This window comes from Streptomyces pimonensis (genome assembly GCF_041380215.1).
Lineage (GTDB): Bacteria > Actinomycetota > Actinomycetes > Streptomycetales > Streptomycetaceae > Streptomyces > Streptomyces pimonensis.
This window is the reverse complement of the sequence record NZ_JAHWZY010000002.1, coordinates 186,570-209,587: the sequence shown is the minus strand read 5'-3', so window position 1 is coordinate 209,587 and position 23,018 is coordinate 186,570. Positions and strand designations below refer to the sequence as shown.

At 72.0% G+C, this 23,018-nt stretch carries 16 protein-coding genes; 10 read left to right on the top strand and 6 right to left on the bottom strand.

What is annotated here, in order from left to right; genetic code table 11:
* Positions 1-27: 27 nt before the first annotated feature.
* Together KYY02_RS03500 and KYY02_RS03495 are read right to left on the bottom strand one after the other, a co-directional pair.
* Positions 28-528: a roadblock/LC7 domain-containing protein gene (locus KYY02_RS03500; protein ID WP_371235895.1), complete on the bottom strand. Its 501-nt coding sequence runs from the start codon at positions 526-528 to the stop codon at positions 28-30.
* The gene (locus KYY02_RS03495) at positions 525-3,917 is read right to left on the bottom strand and encodes a sensor histidine kinase (protein ID WP_371235894.1); all 3,393 of its coding nucleotides are present in this window, start codon (positions 3,915-3,917) and stop codon (positions 525-527) included. The genes KYY02_RS03500 and KYY02_RS03495 overlap by 4 nt, the downstream gene beginning before the upstream one ends.
* A 393-nt stretch (positions 3,918-4,310) precedes the next feature.
* Here KYY02_RS03495 and KYY02_RS03490 point away from each other — a divergent pair, with 393 nt between their 5' ends.
* Positions 4,311-5,105, top strand: a complete 795-nt coding sequence (locus KYY02_RS03490) for a protein phosphatase 2C domain-containing protein (RefSeq protein ID WP_371235893.1) — start codon at positions 4,311-4,313, stop codon at positions 5,103-5,105.
* Between the two features lie 17 nt (positions 5,106-5,122).
* On the opposite strand, the gene KYY02_RS03485 is transcribed toward KYY02_RS03490, so the two are convergent.
* Positions 5,123-5,617, bottom strand: coding sequence for a MarR family winged helix-turn-helix transcriptional regulator (locus KYY02_RS03485; protein ID WP_371235892.1), 495 nt, complete (start codon positions 5,615-5,617; stop codon positions 5,123-5,125).
* 230 nt (positions 5,618-5,847) lie between these two features.
* On the opposite strand from KYY02_RS03485, the gene KYY02_RS03480 reads away from it, so the two are divergent.
* The gene (locus KYY02_RS03480) at positions 5,848-6,672 is read left to right on the top strand and encodes a lysozyme (RefSeq protein WP_371235891.1); all 825 of its coding nucleotides are present in this window, start codon (positions 5,848-5,850) and stop codon (positions 6,670-6,672) included.
* Between the two features lie 174 nt (positions 6,673-6,846).
* Here KYY02_RS03480 and lon read toward each other — a convergent pair whose 3' ends face one another.
* Positions 6,847-9,282, bottom strand: coding sequence for an endopeptidase La (gene lon, locus KYY02_RS03475; protein ID WP_371235890.1), 2,436 nt, complete (start codon positions 9,280-9,282; stop codon positions 6,847-6,849).
* A 151-nt stretch (positions 9,283-9,433) separates the two neighbouring features.
* Here lon and KYY02_RS03470 point away from each other — a divergent pair, with 151 nt between their 5' ends.
* The 7 genes from KYY02_RS03470 to KYY02_RS03440 all read left to right on the top strand — a co-directional run bounded on the left by KYY02_RS03470 (position 9,434) and on the right by KYY02_RS03440 (position 18,796).
* A complete protein-coding gene (locus KYY02_RS03470) occupies positions 9,434-10,123 on the top strand; it encodes a spermine/spermidine synthase domain-containing protein (RefSeq protein ID WP_371235889.1) in 690 nt (229 codons plus the stop codon).
* Positions 10,124-10,247: 124 nt separating this feature from the next.
* Positions 10,248-10,988: a response regulator transcription factor gene (locus KYY02_RS03465; RefSeq protein WP_371235888.1), complete on the top strand. Its 741-nt coding sequence runs from the start codon at positions 10,248-10,250 to the stop codon at positions 10,986-10,988.
* Positions 10,985-12,097, top strand: coding sequence for a HAMP domain-containing sensor histidine kinase (locus KYY02_RS03460; protein WP_371235887.1), 1,113 nt, complete (start codon positions 10,985-10,987; stop codon positions 12,095-12,097). Before KYY02_RS03465 ends, KYY02_RS03460 begins: the two co-directional genes overlap by 4 nt.
* Before the next feature lie 291 nt (positions 12,098-12,388).
* The gene (locus KYY02_RS03455; protein WP_371235886.1) at positions 12,389-16,174 is read left to right on the top strand and encodes a multifunctional oxoglutarate decarboxylase/oxoglutarate dehydrogenase thiamine pyrophosphate-binding subunit/dihydrolipoyllysine-residue succinyltransferase subunit; all 3,786 of its coding nucleotides are present in this window, start codon (positions 12,389-12,391) and stop codon (positions 16,172-16,174) included.
* Positions 16,175-16,251: 77 nt separating this feature from the next.
* Positions 16,252-16,431, top strand: coding sequence for a DUF6104 family protein (locus tag KYY02_RS03450; RefSeq protein WP_003992906.1), 180 nt, complete (start codon positions 16,252-16,254; stop codon positions 16,429-16,431).
* A 459-nt stretch (positions 16,432-16,890) separates the two neighbouring features.
* Positions 16,891-17,763, top strand: coding sequence for a DUF4097 family beta strand repeat-containing protein (locus tag KYY02_RS03445; RefSeq protein ID WP_371235885.1), 873 nt, complete (start codon positions 16,891-16,893; stop codon positions 17,761-17,763).
* A 1-nt stretch (position 17,764) separates the two neighbouring features.
* Positions 17,765-18,796, top strand: coding sequence for a helix-turn-helix transcriptional regulator (locus KYY02_RS03440; RefSeq protein ID WP_371235884.1), 1,032 nt, complete (start codon positions 17,765-17,767; stop codon positions 18,794-18,796).
* A 303-nt stretch (positions 18,797-19,099) separates the two neighbouring features.
* On the opposite strand, the gene KYY02_RS03435 is transcribed toward KYY02_RS03440, so the two are convergent.
* Both KYY02_RS03435 and KYY02_RS03430 read right to left on the bottom strand, forming a co-directional pair.
* Positions 19,100-20,065, bottom strand: a complete 966-nt coding sequence (locus KYY02_RS03435) for a zinc-binding dehydrogenase (RefSeq protein ID WP_371235883.1) — start codon at positions 20,063-20,065, stop codon at positions 19,100-19,102.
* Positions 20,066-20,230: 165 nt separating this feature from the next.
* Positions 20,231-21,469, bottom strand: a complete 1,239-nt coding sequence (locus tag KYY02_RS03430; protein ID WP_371235882.1) for an NAD(P)-dependent malic enzyme — start codon at positions 21,467-21,469, stop codon at positions 20,231-20,233.
* A gap of 582 nt (positions 21,470-22,051) precedes the next feature.
* Between KYY02_RS03430 and KYY02_RS03425 the strand changes: the two genes are divergently transcribed.
* Entirely contained in the window at positions 22,052-23,008 is a 957-nt protein-coding gene (locus KYY02_RS03425; protein ID WP_371235881.1) for an ABC transporter substrate-binding protein, read from the top strand.
* Positions 23,009-23,018 lie beyond the last annotated feature (10 nt).

Below are 23,018 nucleotides of genomic sequence, written 5' to 3'. Positions count from 1 at the left end.
CCGGGAGCCGTTTCCCGGGCTTGCCCATCAGCGGCTCCCGGTGGACTCGTTCTCCAGGGACTGGCGCAGCTCGCTGCGGAGTTCAGGCGTCAGGACATGGCCGGCGCGGCCGACGAACAGGGCCATGTGGTACGCCACCACGCTCATGTCGCAGTCCGCGGAGCCGTGCACGCCGAGCAGGGAGCCGTCACTGATGGACATCACGAACAGGCTGCCCTCGTCCATCGCCACCATCGTGTGCCTGACCGGACCGAAGTCCATCAGCTTCGAGGCGCCGACGGTGAGGCTGCCGATGCCGGAGACGACGGTGGCCAGGTCGGCGGCGGAGCCGCGGGGGCCGGTGCGCTTCGTGCTCCGTGCGTCGCGGGCCTCGGTGTTGCGGGAGTCGTCGGAGGAGAGCAGGAGCAGGCCGTCGGAGGAGACCACCGCGACGGAGAGGATCCCGGGCACCTCCTCGACGAGGTTGCTCAACAGCCAGTGCAGGTTGCGGGCCTCACTGCTCAGTCCGACAGTACTGGGCGCGGTCAACTGCTTGCCTCCTCGGCTGTGCTCCCCGTGGTCTCTTCGGGTGTGGCGGCCGGGTCGGACGGCGCCCGGTGGCCACCGGTCCGTTCGGCGAGTTCCGCCTCGGCGTCCCGGCGCCCGGCGTCCGCTCCCCGGCGGAAACCGCCCAGCCGGCGGCGCAGGGTCTCGGCGTCGACGGACCCGGTGCGCGGGCTCGGGGCCGCGGTGGGCGCGGTGGTCCTCGGAGTGCGCTTGGGCAGCCCCTTGGCCGTGACCGGTTCCCCGTTCCCGTCTCCGTTCCGGTCGGCGACGTGCGCGTGCTCCGCGGCGGCGCCGTCCCCGGACGCGGCGTCCGGCCGTCGCGAATGTCCTTCCGGGTTCCCGGCCCCGGCTACGGGGCTGTCCGCGAGGTCGGCGCCCGCCGGGGGCCGTCCCTCCGGCCCGGCGTCCGCCCCGGACGCGTCCCCGTGGGCCGCGGCCGGGTGGGCGGCGTCCTCCGTGTCCTCGCCGGCCGGCCGGCTCGCGGCGCCGGAAGGGGCTTCCCCGTCTCCGGCCGCGTGACCGGCGCCCGGGCGGACGACCTCGTCCGCCCCCGCGCCGAACGGCTGCGGAGCAGCGCCCGCGGCCCCGGACGGGGCAGCGTTCCCGCCCGTGTGACCTGGCCCCGGGCGAACGCTCTCGCCCTCCGGCCGGCCGGCGGTCCCGGCATCGGTCCCGGCTTCGGCTGCCGCTCCGGTACCGGCTTCGGTGACGGCGCCGCTCCCGGTTCCCCGGGCGCCGGGAACGGCCGTGCGGTCGGCGTGGCCGACGTCGCTCCCGTGGTCCCGGGTGGCTTCCGGCGAGGGCGCCGGCTCGTCGGCCGTCTCCGGCTGCGCCGGGATCAGCAGCTCCATCGTGACCTCGGCGGGCCGCTCAAGCGGCACGTCGGCGCCCTCCGCGTCCTCGTGCCCCGCGCGCTCCCGCGCAAGATCCTGTGCCGCCCCGCCAGGGGCCTGCGGCTCCACCGGCCGGTCGGCGCCGCTCCCCGCCGGCTCGCCGGCGTCCTCGGCGCGGGCCTTCTCCGGCCGCCCGGCGGAGTTCTCCGCCGCCTCCTCCGCGAGGGACGGCGAGGAGTCGTCCGCGTCGGCCGCCTCCGGCGTCCCCGCCGGCTCGTCCGGGTTCTCCCCACCGGGCGGGCCCTGGTGGCGTACCGCCTTCTCCGCCAGGGCGACCAGCGGGTCGTCCGACTTCGTGCGGCCGTGGGAGCCGGCCTCGGCCCCGGCGCCCGGGAGCGCGCGCGGGGGGGCGCTGCCGCCGGCGGGGGCCGCGTCGGGGGCGGCGGGCGCCAGGAGAGGAGCGGGGAGGACGACGACCGCGGCGATGCCGCCCTGCTTCTGCTCACGCAGCCGGACCCGCACCCCGTGCCGGTGGGCGAGCCGGGCCACGACGTACAGGCCGAGACCGAGACCGTCCTCGGTTTCCACGTCGTACGTGGTCTCCGGGTCGAAGTCGGACAGCCGGGAGTTGAGCCGCTCCAGCCGCTCCCCGGTCATGCCGATGCCCTCGTCCCGGACGGAGAGCACGACCTCGCCGTTCTCCAGCAGCCAGCCGGAGACCTCGACGGGCAGGTCGGGCGGGGAGAACGAGGTGGCGTTCTCCATGAGCTCGGCCAGCAGGTGGGACAGGTCGTCCGCGGCGAACCCGGCGATGTGCACGTGCGGCGGCAGCGCGGCGATACGGACCCGCTCGTACCGCTCGATCTCGCTGACCGCGGCCCGTACGACGTCCACCAGCGGGACCGGACCCGTCGTGTGCCGGCCCTGCTCGGTGCCGGCGAGGACGAGGAGGTTCTCGTTGTGCCGGCGCATGACCGTGGCGAAGTGGTCGAGCTTGAAGAGGGTGGCCAGCCGGTCCGGGTCCTCCTCCCGCTCCTCCAGTCCCTCGATGACGCCGAGCTGACGCTCGACGAGTCCGAGGGTGCGCAGGGCCAGACTGACGAACGTACCGCCGATGCCGGCGCGCAGTCGCTCCAGGTGGGCGGCGGACTCGGCGAGTTCGGTGCGCAGTTCCTCGCGGGCGTCGGCCATCTTCTGCCGCTGGCCCACGAGGTGTTTGCGGTCGGCCTCCAGTGTGGCGACCCGCTCGGCGAGGGCGACGGTGCGCGCGTGCAGGACGTTGACGGAGCGGACGACCTGGGCGAACTCGTCGTTGCGGCCGGTGAAGGCGACCGGTTCCTGGCCGACGGGGTCCTCCGCCTCGGCGAGGCGGGCGGAGCCCCGGCGCAGCACCGACAGCGGGCGCGTCAGGGTGCGGGCCATCGCGGTGGTGATGCCGACCGTGAGCAGCATCAGGGCGCCGAGGACGGCGATCCGGATCTCCAGCGCGGTGACGTCGTCGTCGCGCAGCCGGGCGAGGTCCTTGGTGCGCTTGTCGAAGAGGGCGGACTCCACCCCGCGCATCGTCTCGACCCGCGCGGTGAGCGCGGCCTGCAGCTTCTTGACGCTGGTGTCGAGGTCGTCGTCGGAGAGGGTCGGCTCGTCGGTGAGGCGGGCCAGGTACCTCTCGGCGGTCTCGACCTCGGGGCCGGTGACCGTGGAGTCGTAGGAGGCGCGGGCGGCCTGGGGCGCGGACTCGCGGAAGTGGGCGAGGGCGGCGTCGGAGCGCAGCCGGGCCTGGAGCGCGGCGGCGGTCAGCGCGTCGCGCCGCTCGGTGTCGGCGTCCGAGGAGCCGGTGGTGGTGGACGGCAGGCCGGTGAACGGGTCGATCACGGTCTCGGTGGTGCGCGGCACGTTCAGGGCGGCGAGCAGCAGTCCGCGGGTGGCGGCGGCCTGCTGGACGGCGGAGTCCAGTTCGCTGAGCGCGTGGGCGCCCGAGCCGGCGCGGGGCGGGGTCTGCTCGGCCAGCTGTTCGGCGAGCCGGTGCAGTCGCGTGATGGCGGTGGAGTACGCCTGATGCGCTTCGAGAGCACTGCTCTTGCCCGTGAGCGCCGCTCTGCGCACGGTGGCGACGGCGTCGAGGCCGTCGCGCAGCTCCTGCGGCATGTCGGTGTCGACGCGCAGTTCCCTGATCTGCCGGTCGACGCGGGCGCTGTGCTCCTCGGAGGGCGCCTTGGACTTGGGGCGGCCGGCCGCGATGTAGGGGACGACCTCGTCGCGCTCGTCGGCGAGGGAGTGCGCCAGGGCGAGGGCGTCCTGGGTCTGCTCGGCGAACGTCACCAGGTCCTGCGAGTCCTTGAGCTCCCCGGAGGCGGCGAGCACGGAGGGCGCCCCGGCCGCGGCGATCGCGGCGGCCACCACGGCCACGGCCACGATGAGCCGGTTGCGTACATGGGTGGGGCGCCCCCTGCCCACGCCGGCCGTCCGCTCCGCTTCCCCCGTGGGGGTCGTCTGCTTGCCTGTGCGACGAGGCCGCGACTTCTGCACCGGTGCTCGCATTCCTGACTCGTGTACCCGCGGTTCGGGTGACGCTCCGTCAACGGGTGCGGGCGTTCACCCCGAGCTCTCGACCGCGCTCGGGCAGCGAGGCGCCCCCATCGCTCCCCGACCCTCCCAGTGACCGTGGACGGTGGATGCGCATCACCTGACCCGCCACTCGAAGGAGTGAACCCCGGAGGCGAGTTGGGGGCAAGTTCCGCCGCCTCTCGCGGCGGCCCCGCACGGCGCACCGGTTGGACGTCTGCGGCAGGCGGTGGCAGGATTCGCCGCCACGCCTTCCCGGAGCACTCCATTCCCTCTCAAATCAGGCGTCTGACCTGCGCGGCTGCACGGATCCGGCGACCGGCGAGGACCTTTCGCGAGCCGTGCGGGGGGCTCGTGCAGACTGGCTGGATGCGTACGGAGCTTGTTTCGGAGCCCGGTGACCCCGGCCGCCCCAACGAGGACTTCGCGAGCGTCGGGCTTCCGGCCTCCGGGCAGGGCGGTTCGCTCGTGGTGCTGGACGGGGTCACGCCCCCCGGGGACGGCGGCGGATGTCTGCATTCCGTGCCCTGGTTCACCGCGCGACTGGGCGGGGCGCTGACCGAACTGACCGTTTCCCTCCCGGATGTTCCCCTCGCCGAACTGCTGTCCCGGGCCCTCGCGCGTACCGCCGGCAGCCACGCGGCGACCTGTGACCTTTCTCACCCTCGTACGCCGCAGGCGACGGTGGTGCTGGCCCGCTGGTCACCGGCCTCGGTGGACTACCTGGTGCTGTCCGACTCGGCCCTGCTCGTCGAGTCCCCCGACGGCGCGGTCACCCCGTTCCTGGACGACCGGCTGGACCGGCTGCCCCGTTCGGCCCTGGCCAGTCACGCCCTGGTGGACACCACGCTGCGCAACAAGGAGGGCGGCTTCTTCACGGCGGCGGCGGATCCCTCCGTGGCCTCCCGCGCGGTCACCGGTTCGCTGCCGCGCGACGAGGTGCGCGCCCTGGCCGCCCTGACGGACGGTGCGGCGCGCTGGGTGGAGCGGTTCCACGCGGGCGACTGGGCGGACTGCCTCGCCCTGGTCCGCGAGGAGGGCGCCCGGTCCCTGGTGGACCGCGTACGGACCCAGGAACGGGCGGACGCGGGCCGGGTGCCGCCGCGCCGCGGCAAGACGCACGACGACGCGACGGTGGTGTACGCCGAGCTGTCACTCCGGTAGCGGTAGTCCGTACGGGGTCACTTCTCCATGCCCCGGTTCAGCTGGCCCAGCAGCCGGGCGAGTTCCGTGACCTCGCGGGGGTCCCAGTCGGCGAGCCGTCCGGCGTAGCGGGCGCGGCGGGCCTCACGGACCTTGCGGACCCGTGCGCGGCCCTCCGGTGTGAGGGCGATCAGCCAGGCACGGCCGTCGGCGGGGTCCGGCTCGCGGGCGACGAGACCGAGTTCCTCCAGCGCGCGCAACTGACGCGACATCGTCGCCTTGCCGACGCCGATGTAGGCGGCGAGCTCGGTGGCCCGCTGCCGGCCGCACTCGTCCAGACGGATCAGCAGCCCGTACGCGGAGGGCTCCAGGTCAGGATGGACCGCGCGGGCCATCTCCCCCTGGCTGGCCCGGGCGCGCCGCAGCAACACCGTCAACTCACGTTCCAGCGCGAGGAACCCCGGCTGGTCCACACCCTGCGCGGGCTCCGGGGAGGCGGCGCGCTCCTCGCCGCCCTGTCCGTCTTCGTGCACGTCTGCCCCTGCTTCGGTTTTCCGGTTCTGAAAGTCTTCCGCCAAGTGGCGACGTCGCCGCAGCTCCACCAGTATTTCGCAGGCGTGGACCAGTGGCAGCGCGCGGACGTCTCGCCCCCGCCGCGGTCCACGTACGCAGTCTCCTTACCAGGCGATTGCGTGGCATGCCCCCACATAGGACGTAGGACACATTCCGGGTTCGCCCCACACCGACCTTTCGGAGATGCGTCATGCCTGTGCACAGATCCGCCCTCCCCCGCATACGCGCGCTCGCGACCGCCGGTGCGGTCCTGCTCGCGGTGCTCTCCCTCCCCCGCCCGGCCGTCGCGGCCGGATCCGCTCCCGGCGCTCCTCCGCGCGGCTCCGCCCACATGGGCATGGGCGTGCTCGCCCACGACGGCCGCGGCGGTCTCCCCACGGTCCGCACCACCCGGACGGAGGGCGTGGACGTCTCCAGCCACCAGGGCGACGTCGCCTGGAGAACCCTGTGGAACAGCGGCGTCCGCTGGGCCTACGTCAAGGCCACGGAGGGGACGTACTACACCAACCCGTACCGCTCCCAGCAGTACGGCGGCTCCTACGACGTCGGCATGATCCGCGGCGCCTACCACTTCGGCACGCCCGACACGGCGAGCGGCGCCGCCCAGGCCGACTACTTCGTCGACCGTGGCGGCGGCTGGTCCGCGGACGGACGGACCCTGCCGGGCGTGCTCGACATCGAGTGGAACCCGTACGGCGACGCCTGCTACGGCAAGTCGCGGAGCGCGATGGTGAGCTGGATCCGCGACTTCCTGGACCGGTACCGGTACCGCACCGGCCGCGACGCCGTCCTCTACACGGCCACCAGCTGGTGGAAGCAGTGCACCGGCAACTACGCCGGCTTCGCCGCCACCACCCCGCTGTGGATCGCCCGGTACGCCTCCACCGTGGGTGAACTGCCCGCCGGCTGGAACGCCTACACGATGTGGCAGTACACCTCGACCGGCCCGACCGTCGGGGACCACGACCTCTTCAACGGTGCCCTGGACCGGCTGCGGGCCTTCGCACTCGGCTGACCGGCAGGCCGGCCCCGGGCGCGGGCCTTCGCACTCGACCGACCGACAGGCCGGCCCCGGGCGCGGGCCTTCGCACTCGACCGACCGACAGGCCGGCCCCGGGCGCGGTGAAGACCCGGGCCTCCCTCACGGGACCCGGGTCTTCACCCGCCCGGCCGCCTCCTCCCTCCGTGCCTAAAGCCCGGGGGACGCTCCCACCGCGGCGACCGGAACCTCCGGCGCCGCGCCGTTCGTCGCGGGCGACAGCGCCAGTTCCAGGACCTGGCGGACGTCGGTGACGGCGTGGACGTCGAGCTTGTCCAGCACCTCCGCCGGGACGTCGTCCAGGTCGGGCTCGTTGCGCTTGGGGATGATCACGGTGGTGATCCCCGCGCGGTGCGCGGCGAGCAGCTTCTGCTTCACCCCGCCGATCGGCAGCACCCGCCCGGTCAGCGAGACCTCCCCGGTCATCGCCACATCCGTGCGGACCAGCCGGCCGGAGAGCAGCGAGGCCAGGGCGGTGGTCATGGTGACGCCCGCACTCGGGCCGTCCTTGGGCACCGCGCCCGCCGGGAAGTGGATGTGCACGCCCCGGTCCTTCAGATCGCCCACCGGCAGCTCCAGCTCGGCGCCGTGGCTGCGCAGGAAGCTCAGCGCGATCTGCGCGGACTCCTTCATCACGTCACCCAGCTGGCCGGTCAGGGTCAGTCCCGCCGCGCCCGTCTCCGGGTCGGCCAGGGACGCCTCCACGTAGAGGACGTCCCCGCCCGCGCCGGTCACCGCGAGCCCGGTGGCGACGCCGGGGACGGCGGTGCGGCGCTCGGCCGGGTCCTGGGCGGACTCGGGCACGTGGTGCGGCCGGCCGATCAGGTCGCGCAGGTCGGCGTCCGTCACGGTGAACGGGAGTTCCCGCTCCCCCAGTTCGTGCCGGGCCGCCACCTTGCGCAGCAGCCGCGCGATGGACCGCTCCAGGGTGCGCACGCCGGCCTCGCGCGTGTACTCGCCGGCCAGCTTGCGCAGCGCGCCCTCGTCGATCGTGACCTCGTCCCCGGCCAGTCCGGCGCGCTCCAGCTGGCGCGGGAGCAGGTGGTCACGGGCGATGACGATCTTCTCGTCCTCGGTGTAGCCGTCGAGGCGGACCAGCTCCATCCGGTCGAGGAGGGCCTCCGGGATGGCTTCCAGGACGTTGGCCGTCGCCAGGAACACGACGTCGGACAGGTCGAGCTCGACCTCCAGGTAGTGGTCCCGGAAGGTGTGGTTCTGCGCCGGGTCGAGGACCTCGAGCAGTGCGGCGGCCGGGTCGCCCCGGAAGTCCGACCCCACCTTGTCGATCTCGTCGAGGAGCACGACCGGGTTCATCGACCCGGCCTCCTTGATCGCCCGCACGATCCGGCCGGGCAGCGCGCCGACGTACGTACGGCGGTGGCCGCGGATCTCGGCCTCGTCGCGGACACCGCCGAGGGCCACGCGGACGAACTTCCGGCCCATCGCGTGGGCGACGGACTCGCCGAGGCTGGTCTTGCCGACACCGGGCGGGCCGACGAGGGCGAGCACGGCGCCGCCGCGCCGTCCGCCGACGACGCCCAGGCCCCGGTCGCTGCGCCGCTTGCGCACCGCCAGGTACTCGGTGATCCGCTCCTTCACGTCCGCCAGGCCCGCGTGCTCGGCGTCCAGGACCGCCTGGGCGCCCCGGATGTCGTAGGCGTCCTCGGTGCGCTCGTTCCACGGCATCTCCAGGACCGTGTCGAGCCAGGTGCGGATCCAGGAGCCCTCGGGCGACTGGTCGGAGGACCGCTCCAGCTTGCCGACCTCCTTGAGCGCGGCCTCCCGGACCTTCTCCGGCAGGTCGGCGGCCTCGACGCGGGCGCGGTAGTCGTCGGACTCCTCGCCCTCCTGCTCGCCGTTGAGTTCGCGCAGCTCCTTGCGGACGGCCTCCAGCTGGCGGCGCAGCAGGAACTCGCGCTGCTGCTTGTCGACGCCCTCCTGGACGTCCTTGGCGATGGTCTCGGCGACGTCCTGCTCGGCGAGATGGTCGCGCAGCTGCTGGGTGGCGAGCCTCAGCCGGGCCACCGGATCGGTGGTCTCCAGCAGGGCGACCTTCTGCTCGGTGGTCAGGAACGGCGAGTAGCCGGAGTTGTCGGCGAGCGCGGAGACGTCGTCGATGGCCTGGACGCGGTCGACGACCTGCCAGGCGCCGCGCTTGCGCAGCCAGGCGGTGGCGAGCGCCTTGTACTCCTTGGCCAGCTCGGTCACGTGGCCCGGCAGCGGCTCGGGCACGCTCTCGTCGATGCGGGTGCCCTCCACCCACAGCGCCGCGCCCGGCCCGGTGGTCCCGGCACCGATCCGTACGCGGCCCCGGCCGCGGATCAGGGCACCGGGATCGCCGTCGGCCAGCCTGCCGACCTGCTCGACCGTGCCCAGCACGCCGGTGCCGGCGTAGGTCCCATCGACGCGTGGCACCAGCAGCACCCTGGGCTTTCCCGACTCCGTCCCGGCGGCGGCCTGGGCGGCCTCCACCGCGGCGCGCACCTCGGAATCGCTCAGGTCCAGCGGAACCACCATCCCGGGCAGCACGACCTCGTCGTCGAGCGGCAGCACAGGCAGGGCGAGCGATGTGGACTCAGCAGCCATGATCTCCCCTTCGGCAGTCAAGTTGAGCTATGCCGACTCAATGCATGTGAGCCGCCGAATGTTCCCGAAGGCCTGTTCGCTCTGAGCGATCACCGATCCGGGGCGCCGAAGCCCCTGATCGCCGACGGGACGAAGCTGCCAGGATGAACGCATGTCCACCCCGTACGACATTCCCGAACCCCCCGAAGTCCTGGACCGCCGCGAGGGCCCGTACGGCGAGGTCGTGCTGCGCAGGCACGGTGACCTGCTGCAGATCATCGCCAACGGCTGCTTCCTGATGGACACCTCCGACGGCCGTTCGGAACGGCGGCTCGTCGACGCCGCCCTGACCGCCCTCGACGCACGCGCGGCGGACCCGCACGTCCTGATCGGCGGTCTCGGGGTCGGCTTCTCACTCGCACACGCCGCCGGGCAGCCCCGCTGGGGACGGATCGCCGTGGTGGAACGCGAGCCGGCGATCATCGAGTGGCACCGCGCGGGGCCGCTGGCCAAACTCTCCGCGCGGGCCCTCGCCGACCCGCGCACGGAGATCGTCGAGGCAGACCTCGTCCGTTACGTCGATGAGACGCCGGACACGTTCGACGCGCTCTGCCTCGACATCGACAACGGGCCCGGCTGGACCGTCACCGAGAGCAACGACGGGCTCTACTCGACGGCCGGACTGGCCGCCTGCGCAAGGGTGCTGAAGCCGGGCGGGGTACTCGCCGTGTGGTCGGCGAAACCGTCCCCGGAATTCGAGGGAACCTTGCGGAATGCCGGGTTCCAGCAGGTGCGTACCGAAGAGATCCCCGTTGCCCGGGGCGTTCCGGACGTGGTGCACCTCGGCGTCCGCCCTGGATAGCAAAGCCCCGGCGCCTCCCCGTACGCTGCTGCCCTGGCGCGGTCATTCAAGCGTCAATCGCAGCGATGCGCAGACGACGGATCACCCCACGGATTCCGGAAAAAGCACACCTCAGGGGCGGGCGATGGAGCAGACACAGACCTCCCACAACGGCACGGCCGCGACCACTCCCGGCGCCCAGCGCCGGGTCCTGGTGGTCGAGGACGACGCGACGATCGTGGACGCCATCGCGACCCGCCTGCGCGCCGAGGGATTCCTGGTGCAAACGGCGGGCGACGGCCCGTCCGCGGTGGACACGGCGGAGGCCTGGCAGCCCGACCTGCTGATCCTCGACATCATGCTGCCGGGCTTCGACGGTCTGGAGGTCTGCCGGCGCGTGCAGGCCCAGCGTCCGGTGCCGGTGCTGATGCTCACCGCGCGCGACGACGAGACCGACATGCTGGTCGGCCTCGGCGTCGGCGCCGACGACTACATGACGAAGCCCTTCTCCATGCGGGAGCTGGCGGCACGCGTGCACGTGCTGCTGCGCCGCATGGAGCGGGCGGCCCTCGCCGCGACGACCCCGCGCAGCGGCACCCTGCGCCTGGGCGAACTGGAGGTCGACCACGCTCAGCGCAGGGTGCGGGTGCGCGGCGAGGACGTCCATCTGACGCCCACCGAGTTCGACCTCCTGGTGTGCCTGGCGAGCACCCCCCGCGCGGTGCTCTCCCGTGAGCAGTTGCTGGCCGAGGTCTGGGACTGGGCGGACGCCTCCGGCACCCGCACGGTCGACAGTCACATCAAGGCGCTGCGCCGGAAGATCGGCGCCGAGCGCATCCGCACCGTGCACGGCGTGGGCTACGCCCTGGAGACGCCGACGCCATGAGCGACGGCCCGGCCGGACGCAGGGGCCCCGGGGCGCGGCGGCCCTGGGGCGGTGTGCGCCCGTTCTCGATCAAGACCAAGCTCGGCGCGCTGGTCGTCGTCTCGGTCCTGATCACCACCGGTCTCTCGGTGATCGCCGTGCACACCAAGACGGAGCTGCGCTTCATCACGGTCTTCTCGATGATCGCGACGCTGCTCATCACGCAGTTCGTGGCGCACTCGCTCACCGCGCCGCTGGACGACATGACCGCCGTGGCCCGCTCCATCTCGCACGGCGACTACACCCGTCGGGTGCGCGAGAACCGCCGGGACGAGCTGGGCGACCTGGCTCAGGCGATCAACGTCATGGCCGACGAGCTGGAGGCCCAGGACCGCCAGCGCAAGGAACTGGTCGCCAACGTCTCGCACGAGCTGCGCACCCCCATCGCCGGCCTGCGCGCGGTGCTGGAGAACATCGTCGACGGCGTCACGCAGGCCGACCCCGAGACGATGCGCACGGCCCTGAAGCAGACCGAGCGCCTCGGACGCCTCGTGGAGACGCTGCTCGACCTGTCCCGCCTGGACAACGGCGTGGTCCCGCTGCGGAAGCGGCGGTTCGAGGTGTGGCCGTATCTGTCCGGGGTGCTGAAGGAGGCCAACATGGTCGCCTCCGCCCGGGCGGGCATGGCCTCCGGATCGGGCAGCCACACCCGTACGGACGTCCACCTGCACCTCGACGTGTCGCCGCCGGAGCTTGTCGCGCACGCCGACCCCGAGCGCATCCACCAGGTCGTCGCCAACCTCATCGACAACGCGGTCAAGCACAGTCCGCCGCACGGCCGGGTGACGGTCCGGGCGCGGCGCGGGGACCGGCCGGAGTCGCTGGAGCTGGAGGTGCTGGACGAGGGGCCCGGCATTCCGCGGACCGAGTGGCACCGCGTCTTCGAGCGGTTCAACCGGGGCAACGTCAACCGGCCGCACGGTCCGGGCAGCGACGGCGGCACCGGCCTCGGCCTGGCGATCGCCCGCTGGGCCGTGGATCTGCACGGCGGCCGGATCCGCGTGGCCGAATCCGAGCGGGGCTGCCGCATTCTCATCACTCTTCCGGGAGAGTGGTCCGCACCAAGTTGACGTAAAGTTCGAAGCGGAACCGCAGGATCCATCCGCGTCCGCGCCGACGGACACGTGTGATCAGGCAGAGGCCCGCGCGAGCTGTGCGCCGGGGCCCGGTCGAGCGATCCCTGAGACGTCCCGTAGAATCAAAACCAGGGTTGTTTCCCGCCATTTCACGCACCGAAACACCCGTCGCGATGTGACTTACGCGACGATGAACGGGCCCGGCCTGACCTTCTCGCTCCGGGGGGCGTAGCCTTTATTTCCGCTGTCCATCATCTTGCGAAGCGGAAGAGGGCGGTTGACGCCGTGTCGCCACAGTCCCCCAGTAACTCGAGCATCTCGACCGACACCGACCAAGCGGGTAAGAACCCCGCTTCGGCCTTCGGTGCCAACGAATGGCTCGTCGACGAGATCTACCAGCAGTACCTCCAGGACCCGAACTCGGTGGACCGAGCCTGGTGGGACTTCTTCGCCGACTACAAGCCGGGCGCGCCTGCGACCTCGGCTCCGGCGGGTACCGCGGCCGCGGGGGCCGCGGCCACCTCCCCCACGCCCGGACCGACTCGCGCGGGAGGACCCCCGGCCCGGCCGGCCGCTCCGGCCCAGCCCGCCGCGCCTGCGGCCGCGCAGCCGGCCGCCCAGGCCCCCGCCCCGGCGAAGGCCGCGCCTGCCGCCAGGCCGGCCGCCGCGAAGCCCAAGGCCGAGCCCGCCACGGAGGCGAGGACCGGCCCCGAGCAGGTCACCCTGCGCGGCCCGGCCGCCGCCGTGGCGAAGAACATGGACGCCTCCCTGGAGCTGCCCACGGCCACCTCCGTGCGCGCGGTCCCGGTGAAGCTGCTGTTCGACAACCGCATCGTCATCAACAACCACCTCAAGCGGGCCCGGGGCGGGAAGATCTCCTTCACGCACCTCATCGGCTACGCGATGGTCCAGGCCATCAAGGCCATGCCGGCGATGAACCACTCGTTCGCCAAGGTGGACGGCAAGCCCACCCTGGTCAAGCCGGAGCACGTCAACCTCGGCCTGGCCATCGACCTGGTGAAGCCCAACGGCGACCGCCAGCTGGTCGTCGCGGCCATCAAGAAGGCCGAGACGCTGAACTTCTTCGAGTTCTGGCAGGCCTACGAGGACATCGTCCGTCGCGCCCGCGACAACAAGCTGACGATGGACGACTTCACCGGTGTCACGGTCTCCCTGACCAACCCCGGCGGCCTCGGCACCGTCCACTCCGTGCCGCGCCTGATGCCCGGCCAGTCGGTGATCATGGGCGTCGGTTCCATGGACTACCCGGCGGAGTTCCAGGGCACCTCCCAGGACACCCTGAACAAGCTCGGCATCTCCAAGGTCATGACGCTCACGTCGACCTACGACCACCGGGTGATCCAGGGCGCCGCCTCCGGCGAGTTCCTGCGCGCGGTCGCCAACCTCCTGCTCGGCGAGAACAACTTCTACGACGAGATCTTCGAGGCGCTGCGCATCCCCTACGAGCCGGTCCGCTGGCTCAAGGACATCGACACCTCCCACGACGACGACGTCACCAAGGCCGCCCGCGTCTTCGAGCTGATCCACTCCTACCGGGTCCGCGGCCACGTCATGGCCGACACCGACCCGCTGGAGTACCGCCAGCGCAAGCACCCCGACCTGGACATCGTCGAGCACGGCCTCACCCTGTGGGACCTGGAGCGCGAGTTCGCCGTCGGCGGCTTCGCCGGCAAGTCCCTGATGAAGCTGCGCGACATCCTCGGCGTGCTGCGCGACTCGTACTGCCGCACCACCGGCGTCGAGTTCATGCACATCCAGGACCCCAAGCAGCGCAAGTGGATCCAGGACCGCATCGAGCGCTCGCACACCAAGCCGGAGCGCGAGGAGCAGCTGCGCATCCTGCGCCGGCTGAACGCCGCGGAGGCCTTCGAGACCTTCCTGCAGACGAAGTACGTCGGCCAGAAGCGCTTCTCCCTGGAGGGCGGCGAGTCCGTCATCCCGCTGCTGGACGCGGTGCTGGACTCGGCCGCCGAGTCCCGCCTGGACGAGGTCGTCATCGGCATGGCCCACCGCGGCCGGCTGAACGTGCTGGCCAACATCGTCGGCAAGTCGTACGCGCAGATCTTCCGCGAGTTCGAGGGCAACCTCGACCCGAAGTCGATGCACGGCTCCGGCGACGTGAAGTACCACCTGGGCGCCGAGGGCACCTTCACCGGCCTGGACGGCGAGCAGATCAAGGTCTCCCTGGTCGCGAACCCCTCGCACCTGGAGGCGGTGGACCCGGTCCTGGAGGGCGTCGCCCGCGCCAAGCAGGACATCGTCGGCAAGGGCGGCACGGACTTCACCGTCCTGCCGGTGGCGATCCACGGCGACGCGGCCTTCGCGGGCCAGGGCGTGGTGGCCGAGACCCTGAACATGTCGCAGCTGCGCGGCTACCGCACCGGCGGCACGGTCCACGTCGTCATCAACAACCAGGTCGGCTTCACCGCCGCCCCGGAGTCGTCGCGCTCGTCGATGTACGCGACGGACGTGGCCCGCATGATCGAGGCCCCGATCTTCCACGTGAACGGCGACGACCCGGAGGCCGTGGTCCGCGTCGCGCGGCTCGCCTTCGAGTTCCGCCAGGCGTTCAACAAGGACGTGGTGATCGACCTCATCTGTTACCGCCGCCGCGGTCACAACGAGTCGGACAACCCGGCCTTCACCCAGCCGCTGATGTACGACCTGATCGACAAGAAGCGCTCGGTGCGCAAGCTGTACACCGAGTCCCTGATCGGTCGCGGCGACATCACCCTGGAAGAGGCCGAGCAGGCGCTGCAGGACTACCAGGGCCAGCTGGAGAAGGTCTTCACGGAGGTCCGTGAGGCCACCAGCCAGCCCGGCTCCGTGGAGTCCTCCGACCCGCAGGCCGAGTTCCCGGTCGCCGTGAACACCGCGGTGACCACGGAGATCGTCAAGCGGATCGCCGAGTCCCAGGTCAACATCCCCGACCACATCACCGTCCACCCGCGTCTGCTGCCGCAGCTGCAGCGCCGCGCGACGATGGTCGAGGACGGCACCATCGACTGGGGCATGGGCGAGACCCTCGCCTTCGGCTCCCTCCTCCTGGAGGGCGTCCCGGTCCGTCTCGCGGGCCAGGACTCCCAGCGCGGCACCTTCGGCCAGCGCCACGCGGTCATCATCGACCGCAGCACGGGCGAGGAGTACACGCCGCTGCAGTACCTCTCCGAGGACCAGGCGCGGCTCAACGTCTACAACTCCCTGCTCTCCGAGTACGCGGCGATGGGCTTCGAGTACGGCTACTCGCTGGCCCGCCCCGACGCGCTCGTGCTGTGGGAGGCGCAGTTCGGCGACTTCGTCAACGGCGCGCAGACGGTCGTGGACGAGTTCATCTCGTCGGCCGAGCAGAAGTGGAACCAGACCTCCGGTGTGGTCCTGCTCCTCCCGCACGGCTACGAGGGCCAGGGCCCGGACCACTCCTCGGCCCGCCCGGAGCGGTTCCTGCAGCTCTGCGCCCAGAACAACATGACGGTCGCGATGCCGACCTCGCCGTCGAACTACTTCCACCTGCTGCGGTGGCAGGTGCACAACCCGCACCACAAGCCGCTGGTCGTCTTCACCCCGAAGTCGATGCTGCGCCTGAAGGCCGCGGCCTCGAAGGCGGAGGAGTTCACCACGGGCCAGTTCCGCCCGGTCATCGGCGACGCCTCGGTCGACCCGGCCGCGGTGAAGAAGGTCGTCTTCACGGCCGGCAAGGTCTACTACGACCTCGATGCCGAGCGGCAGAAGCGCGGCGCGACGGACACGGCGATCATCCGCATCGAGCGTCTGTACCCGCTGCCGGGCGCGGAGCTCCAGGCGGAGATCAAGAAGTACCCGAACGCCGAGAAGTACCTGTGGGCCCAGGAGGAGCCGGCGAACCAGGGCGCCTGGCCGTTCATCGCGCTCAACCTGATCGACCACCTCGACCTGGCGGTCGGCGCCGACCTCCCGCACGACGAGCGTCTGCGCCGCATCTCGCGGCCGCACGGCTCGTCCCCGGCGGTCGGCTCCGCGAAGCGCCACCAGGCCGAGCAGGAGCAGCTGGTGCGCGAGGTCTTCGAGGCGTAACCGGCGGCAGCGCGCGGGCCGCACCCCTCTCACGGGGGGTGCGGCCCGTCCGTTTTCCCGCACCTATCCTTGTCCCCATGTACTTCACGGACCGTGGCATCGAGGAACTGGAGAAGCGGCGCGGGGAGGAGGAGGTCACCTTCGAGTGGCTGGCCGAGCAGCTGCGCACGTTCGTCGACCTCAACCCCGACTTCGAGGTCCCGGTGGAACGCCTGGCCACCTGGCTGGCCCGCCTGGACGACGAGGACGACGAGTAACACCCCACGGGGCGGCGTCCCCGCCCCCGCCACACCCGCCCCTGCGCCGTCAACCGCCGCGCCTGCCGCCAGTCGCCCGCCGCGCCAGCCACAGGCGCAGGCCGCAGGCTGTCTCTGCCACCGCCCCCGCGATCCGCGGGCGCCCGTGCCGCAGGGCGGCACGTGCGGTGGCGGGGGGCGGCGGGGGCCTCCCACTCGAGTGAAGCCGAGAGCGGAGGAGGCGCCCCGCAAGCACCGGGCCGCGCCCCCGGTCCGCACCAGCGCGGGGCACCCGTGAACGCCGGATCGCGCGAACCCTCCCCCGCTCCGCGCCGGCGCATCGGCGTACTTCGACCACGCCGCGAAAGGCCGATCACCGGAACGAGTGCCTTGACTTTCCCCTGCCGCGATATATCGTGAATCACGTAAGACGCGATATGCCGCGTCGTTGTCGGCCGCTGCGTTCCCAGGAGGTCCCCCATGCCCGAGTGGTCCGTCGCGGAGCCCACGAAGCTCACCTTCGACACCCCCGTGAGCGACCTGCACGTCCGCATCGTCAACGGCGCCGTGAACATCGTGGGCCTCGACGAAGGCCCCGCCCACCTCCAGGTCTCCGAGATCGAGGGACCGCCTCTGGTGGTCACCCAGAAGGACGGCACCCTCACGGTGGCCTACGACGACCTCCCCTGGAAGGGCTTCCTCAAGTGGCTGGACCGCAAGGGCTGGTGCCGCAGCGCGGTGGTCTCCCTGGCGGTCCCGGCCCGGACCCGGGTCGAGGTGGGCGTGGTCGGTGCCGGAGCCGTGATCTCCGGCATCCGGGGCCCCGCCGCGGTGAAGGGCGTCGCCGGCGACACCGCCCTGGTCGCCCTCTCCGGCCCGGTCCGCGCGGAGACCGTGTCCGGGAACGTGGAGGCCCAGTCCGTCACCGGCGACCTCCGTTTCGTCTCCGTCTCCGGCGACCTCACCGTCGTCGAGGGCTCCGGCTCCTCCGTGCGGGCGGACACGGTCGGCGGATCCATGATCGTCGACCTCGATCCCGACGGCCCCGCCGACGTCAGGCTGACCAGCGTCTCGGGTGAGATCGCCGTCCGGCTGCCGTATCCGGCGGACGCCGAGGTGGAGGCCAACACCGCGAGCGGCGCGATCTCCAACGCCTTCGACGGCCTCCGGGTACAGGGTCAGTGGGGCGCCCACAAGCTCACCGGCCGCCTGGGCGCGGGCAGCGGCACGCTGCGCGCCACCACCGTCTCCGGCTCCATCGCCCTGCTGCGCCGCCCGGCCGGGGAGGACGGACCCGAACCGCAGGGCGGCTCGGGGAACAATGCCGGTACGACCGACAAGAAGGTGCTCTGACATGCCTCCCGTCTTCGCCCACGGACGCCTCCGTCTCTACCTGCTGAAGCTGCTGGACGAGGCCCCGCGTCACGGCTACGAGGTGATCCGCCTTCTGGAGGAGCGTTTCCAGGGGCTGTACGCGCCGTCGGCAGGCACGGTCTACCCGCGGCTGGCCAAGCTGGAGGCGGAGGGACTGGTCACCCACACCACCGAAGGCGGCCGCAAGGTGTACTCCATCACGGACGCCGGCCGCGCCGAACTGGCCGACCGCAGCGGCGAACTGGCCGATCTGGAGCTGGAGATCCGGGAGTCGGTCGCCGAGCTGGCCGCCGAGATCCGGGCCGACGTCAGCGGCGCGGCGGGCGACCTGCGCCGCGAGATGCGGGACGCGGCCGGCAAGGCCCGCCAGAGCCGTACCGGCGGGGCCGAAGAGGAGGGCCTCTTCGGCGACTTCGGGGTCTTCGGCAACAAGGACGCCTGGCAGGCGGCCAAGGAGGAGATGCGCCGCGCCAAGCAGGAGTGGAAGGAGCAGGCCCGCCGTGCCAAGGACGAGAGCCGCCGCTCCCGCGAGGAGGCCCAGCGCGCCCGTCGCCAGGCCAAGGAGGCCCAGGACAGGGCGCAGGAGGAGGTGCAGCGCATCGTGCGCCAGGTCCAGGAACAGGTGCAGGGCCACTTCGCCCGGGGCGACTGGCCGACGGGCCTGCGGGAGGGCCTCGGTGAACTGGCCAAGGAGATGGGCGGTTTCGGCAAGGACTTCACCTTCGGCCGCACCGGTGCGGGGGCCTCCGGCAAGGTTTCGGAGCCGTCGTACTCCCGGACCCCCGAGGACTTCCCCGCCGATTACACCCCGTCCTGGGCCCACGAGGACGCCTCGGACTCCACCGGTGACCCGGCCCGCGATCTGGACCGCCTGCTGGACCGTTTCCGGGACGACATCCGTGACGCGGCCCGCGACCACGGAGTCACGACCGACCAGCTCCGCGACGCCCGCCGCCATCTGTCCACGGCGGCGGCCCACATCGGGGCGATACTGCGCACGCCGAAGCAGTAGGTCCCCTGACCCGACCTGACACCACCAGACCGACACGCCGCCTGGACTCACCCGCCCCCGCGAGCCTCCGAGGAGCCCGGCAGAGACGCGCCGGACCCGACCGTGGCCCCACGACCGACCTGCCCCGAACCGGGCCGGGCCCCTCCGAGCCACCTGCCCCGCGGAGCTCCTGGCCCGGTGAGGACGTACCGGGCCCGGCGGAGCCCGACCGTCCCCCAGGCCCGGCCCACCCGGACCGAACCTGAGCCCTCTGAGCTCCCACCCCGACGGGCCCGGACCGGCCGTCGAGGCGGACTTCGCCCCTCAGGGATTAGTGAGCACGATCTTGCCGAACTGACCCCCGGACTCCATCCGTTCGAAGCCCTCCCGCGCCCGGTCCATGGGCAGCGCCTCGTCGATGACGGGACGTACACCGGTGGCGGCGCAGAAGGAGAGCAGGTCCTCCAGCTCGTCCTTGGTCCCCATGGTCGACCCGACGACCTTGAGCTCCAGGAAGAAGATCCGGGTCAGCTCGGCGTGCGAGGGGCGGTCACCGCTGGTGGCGCCGGAGATCACCAGCGTGCCGCCGGGCCGCAGCGACTTCACCGAGTGGGACCAGGTGGCGGCCCCCACGGTCTCGATCACCGCGTCGACCCGCTGCGGCAGCCGCGCCCCCGGCTCCACGGCGTCCACGGCCCCGAGCTCCAGCGCCCGCTTCCGCTTGGCCTCGTCCCGGCTGGTGGCGAAGACCCGCAGCCCCGCCGCTCTGCCGAGCACGATCGCGGCGGTGGCGACGCCGCCACCGGCCCCCTGCACCAGCACGGCATCCCCGGGCCGCACCCCGGCGTTGGTGAACAGCATCCGGTACGCGGTCAGCCAGGCGGTCGGCAGACAGGCGGCCTCCTCGAAGGAGAGCTCCTTCGGCTTGGGCAGGACGTTCCAGGTGGGCACGGCGACCTGCTCGGCGAACGTGCCCTGGTAGCGCTCGGTCAGGATGGACCGGGGCTCCTCGGGGCCGACCCCGTGTCCGCTCTGGCCGATCACGGAGTGCAGGACGACCTCGTTGCCGTCCTGGTCGACGCCGGCGGCGTCGCAGCCGAGGATCATCGGCAGCTTGTCCTCCGCGAGGCCCACGCCCCGCAGGGACCAGAGGTCATGATGGTTGAGGGAGGCGGCCCTGACCGTGACGGTGCTCCAGCCGGGCCGGGACTCGGGGGCGGGGCGCTCCCCCGACTCCAGACCCGCGAGCGGCTGGTCGCGGTCGATTCGGGCGGCGTAGACGGCAAACATGACCTTGACGATAGGTTCCCCGCCCCGCCGAAGGAACCAGGCCCGGCTGTGAGACACGCCCTCTTGCCACCCGGCGGGACCCGCCGCCCGGACGGCCCAAGCCCCCGGAGGAAGACATCGGCCCCGTCCCGCCCGGGGACGGGGCCGGCCGGCGCTCCACGCGCCTCAGCGGCGGGCGACGCCCTCCGCCCGGGCGGCCGCGGCCACCGCCGCCGTCACCGCGGGGGCGACCCGCTCGTCGAACGGGGACGGGATGACGTAGTCGGCGGCGAGATCGTCGCCGACCACCGAGGCCAGCGCCTCGGCCGCCGCCAGCTTCATCCCCTCGGTGATCCGGGAGGCCCGCACCTGCAGCGCCCCCGCGAAGATCCCGGGGAACGCCAGCACGTTGTTGATCTGGTTCGGGAAGTCCGACCGTCCGGTGGCCACGACCGCCGCGTACCGGTGCGCGACCTCCGGGTGCACCTCCGGGTCGGGGTTGGCCATGGCGAAGACGAACGCGCCCCCGGCCATCGACGCCACCGCCGTCTCCGGCACCGTGCCGCCGGAGACGCCGATGAAGACGTCGGCGCCGGCCAGCGCCGACTCCAGCGACCCCGAGAGGCCGGCCTTGTTGGTGAACGACGCCAGCTCCGCCTTGATCGGCGTGAGGTCCTCGCGGTCCCGTGACACGACGCCCTTGCGGTCGGCCACGGCGACGTCGCCGACACCGGCCTCGACCAGCATCTTGGCGATCGCCACACCCGCGGCGCCCGCACCCGAGATCACGGCGCGCAGATCGCCGAGGGCACGGCCGCTCAGCCGCGCGGCGTTCCGCAGCGCGGCCAGCGTCACGACCGCCGTGCCGTGCTGGTCGTCGTGGAAGACCGGGATGTCCAGCCGCTCCTGCAGCCGCTTCTCGATCTCGAAGCAGCGGGGCGCGGAGATGTCCTCCAGGTTCACCCCGCCGAAGGACGGGGCGAGCCGGACCACGGTCTCGACGATCTCGTCCACGTCGGTGCAGCTCAGGGCGATCGGAACGGCGTCCACGCCGCCGAACTGCTTGAAGAGGATGGCCTTGCCCTCCATTACCGGCAGGGAGGCCTCGGGCCCGATGTCACCGAGCCCCAGCACGGCCGTGCCGTCCGTCACGACGGCGACGACCTGCGACTTCCACGTGTAGTCGTGGACGAGGTCCGGCTGCTCGGCGATCGCGCTGCAGACCTTCGCGACGCCGGGCGTGTAAGCCAGGGACAGATCGTCCTTGTCACGGATCGGCACGGTGGCCTGCACGGCCATCTTGCCGCCGCGGTGCAGCGCGAACGCCGGGTCGAAGGAATCGAGGGGCTCGGCCCCGTCGTCCTGCCCTGTACGACCGTTCCGGCTTTCGCTGTCGCTGCGAGGATTGACAATCTCCGCTGCCACTTGGTTTTACCCCTTAAGTGTTCATGGTTTGAGGGTTGCCACTCCTGGTGAGGGGTGGGCGGGACCGCGCAAGGCCCGGAGGGTTGATACGTACGGGCCGAACACGACGGGCGCGCCGCACACACGCCCTGCTCCCCGGATGAGGGGTGTAAAGAACCTTCTTACCGGACGGACGCCGTCGGCGACGAGTCCATAACGCGAAGGTCACATGCCGGAGCTCGCACTGTCGCTCGATATCAGGACAAGGCCGAGAAGAAGTAGGAGCAAACCCACAACCACGGCAAAAACCACGATGCGCGAGTCCGCATCCCGAGATACGCCGGAGATTTTCCGGCCTGAGCAGATGATTTCCACAGACTGTCCGGCCAGATGTCCAGGAGTGGTGCGGTTCGGGCGTCGCCCGTTATCCGATTTTGACATCGCGAGCCCCCTGAACAGCTCCGTCCAAATGGCAGGATGCCGTAATCGCACGAGGTCGCGACACTCGAAGACGTGTGTTCTCGTCGGCCTGCGGCGCTGCCGATACCCGTCGGCAGCGGCCCACCCATCGGCATCTCCACCCATCCGCCGGAGGAACCCACCATGACCGCAAGCACCACCCGTCGTACCACCGCCGCGCGCTCCCGTCTTGCGGCGGCCGGCGCGATCGCGGTCGCAGGCGCACTGCTTCTCACCGGTTGCGGCGACCAGACCGACAAGGGCAGCGACAGCAGCACCGCGGACTCGTCCACCGCGCCTCTCGCCGACAGGCTCCCGGCCGACATCCGCAAGGCGGGCGTCATCAAGGTGGGATCGGACATCGCGTACGCCCCGGTCGAGTTCAAGGACGGTTCCGGCAAGACCGTCGGTATCGACCCGGACCTCGCGGACGCCATGGGCAAGCAGCTCGGCGTGAAGTTCGAGTTCGAGAACGGCACCTTCGACACGCTGCTCGGCGGCCTGCGCTCGAACCGGTACGACATCGCCATGTCCGCCATGACCGACACCAAGGCCCGCCAGGAGGGCGTCGACTCCGAGACCGGAAAGAAGGTCGGCGAGGGCGTCGACTTCGTCGACTACTTCACCGCGGGTGTCTCGATCTACACCAAGAAGGGCGACGACCAGGGCATCAAGACCTGGGCCGACCTGTGCGGCAAGAAGCTGGTCGTCCAGCGCGGCACGGTCTCGCACGACCTGGCCAAGGCCGAGGCGGAGAAGTGCCCGGCGGGCAGGACCATCGCCATCGAGTCCTACGACAACGACCAGCAGGCCCAGACCCGTCTGCGCGCGGGCGGCGCCGACGCCGGTTCCTCCGACTTCCCGGTCGCCGCGTACGCCGTGAAGACCTCCGGCGGCGGCAAGGACTTCCAGCTCGTCGGCGAGCAGGTCGACGCCGCCCCGTACGGCATCGCGGTCGCCAAGGACGACACCGAGCTGCGGGACGCCCTCAAGGCCGCGCTCGACGCGGTCATCGAGAACGGCGACTACCAGAAGGTCCTGGAGAAGTGGGGCGTCACGGAGGGCGCCGTGAAGGAAGCCACCATCAACGGCGGCAAGTGACCGCACCCGC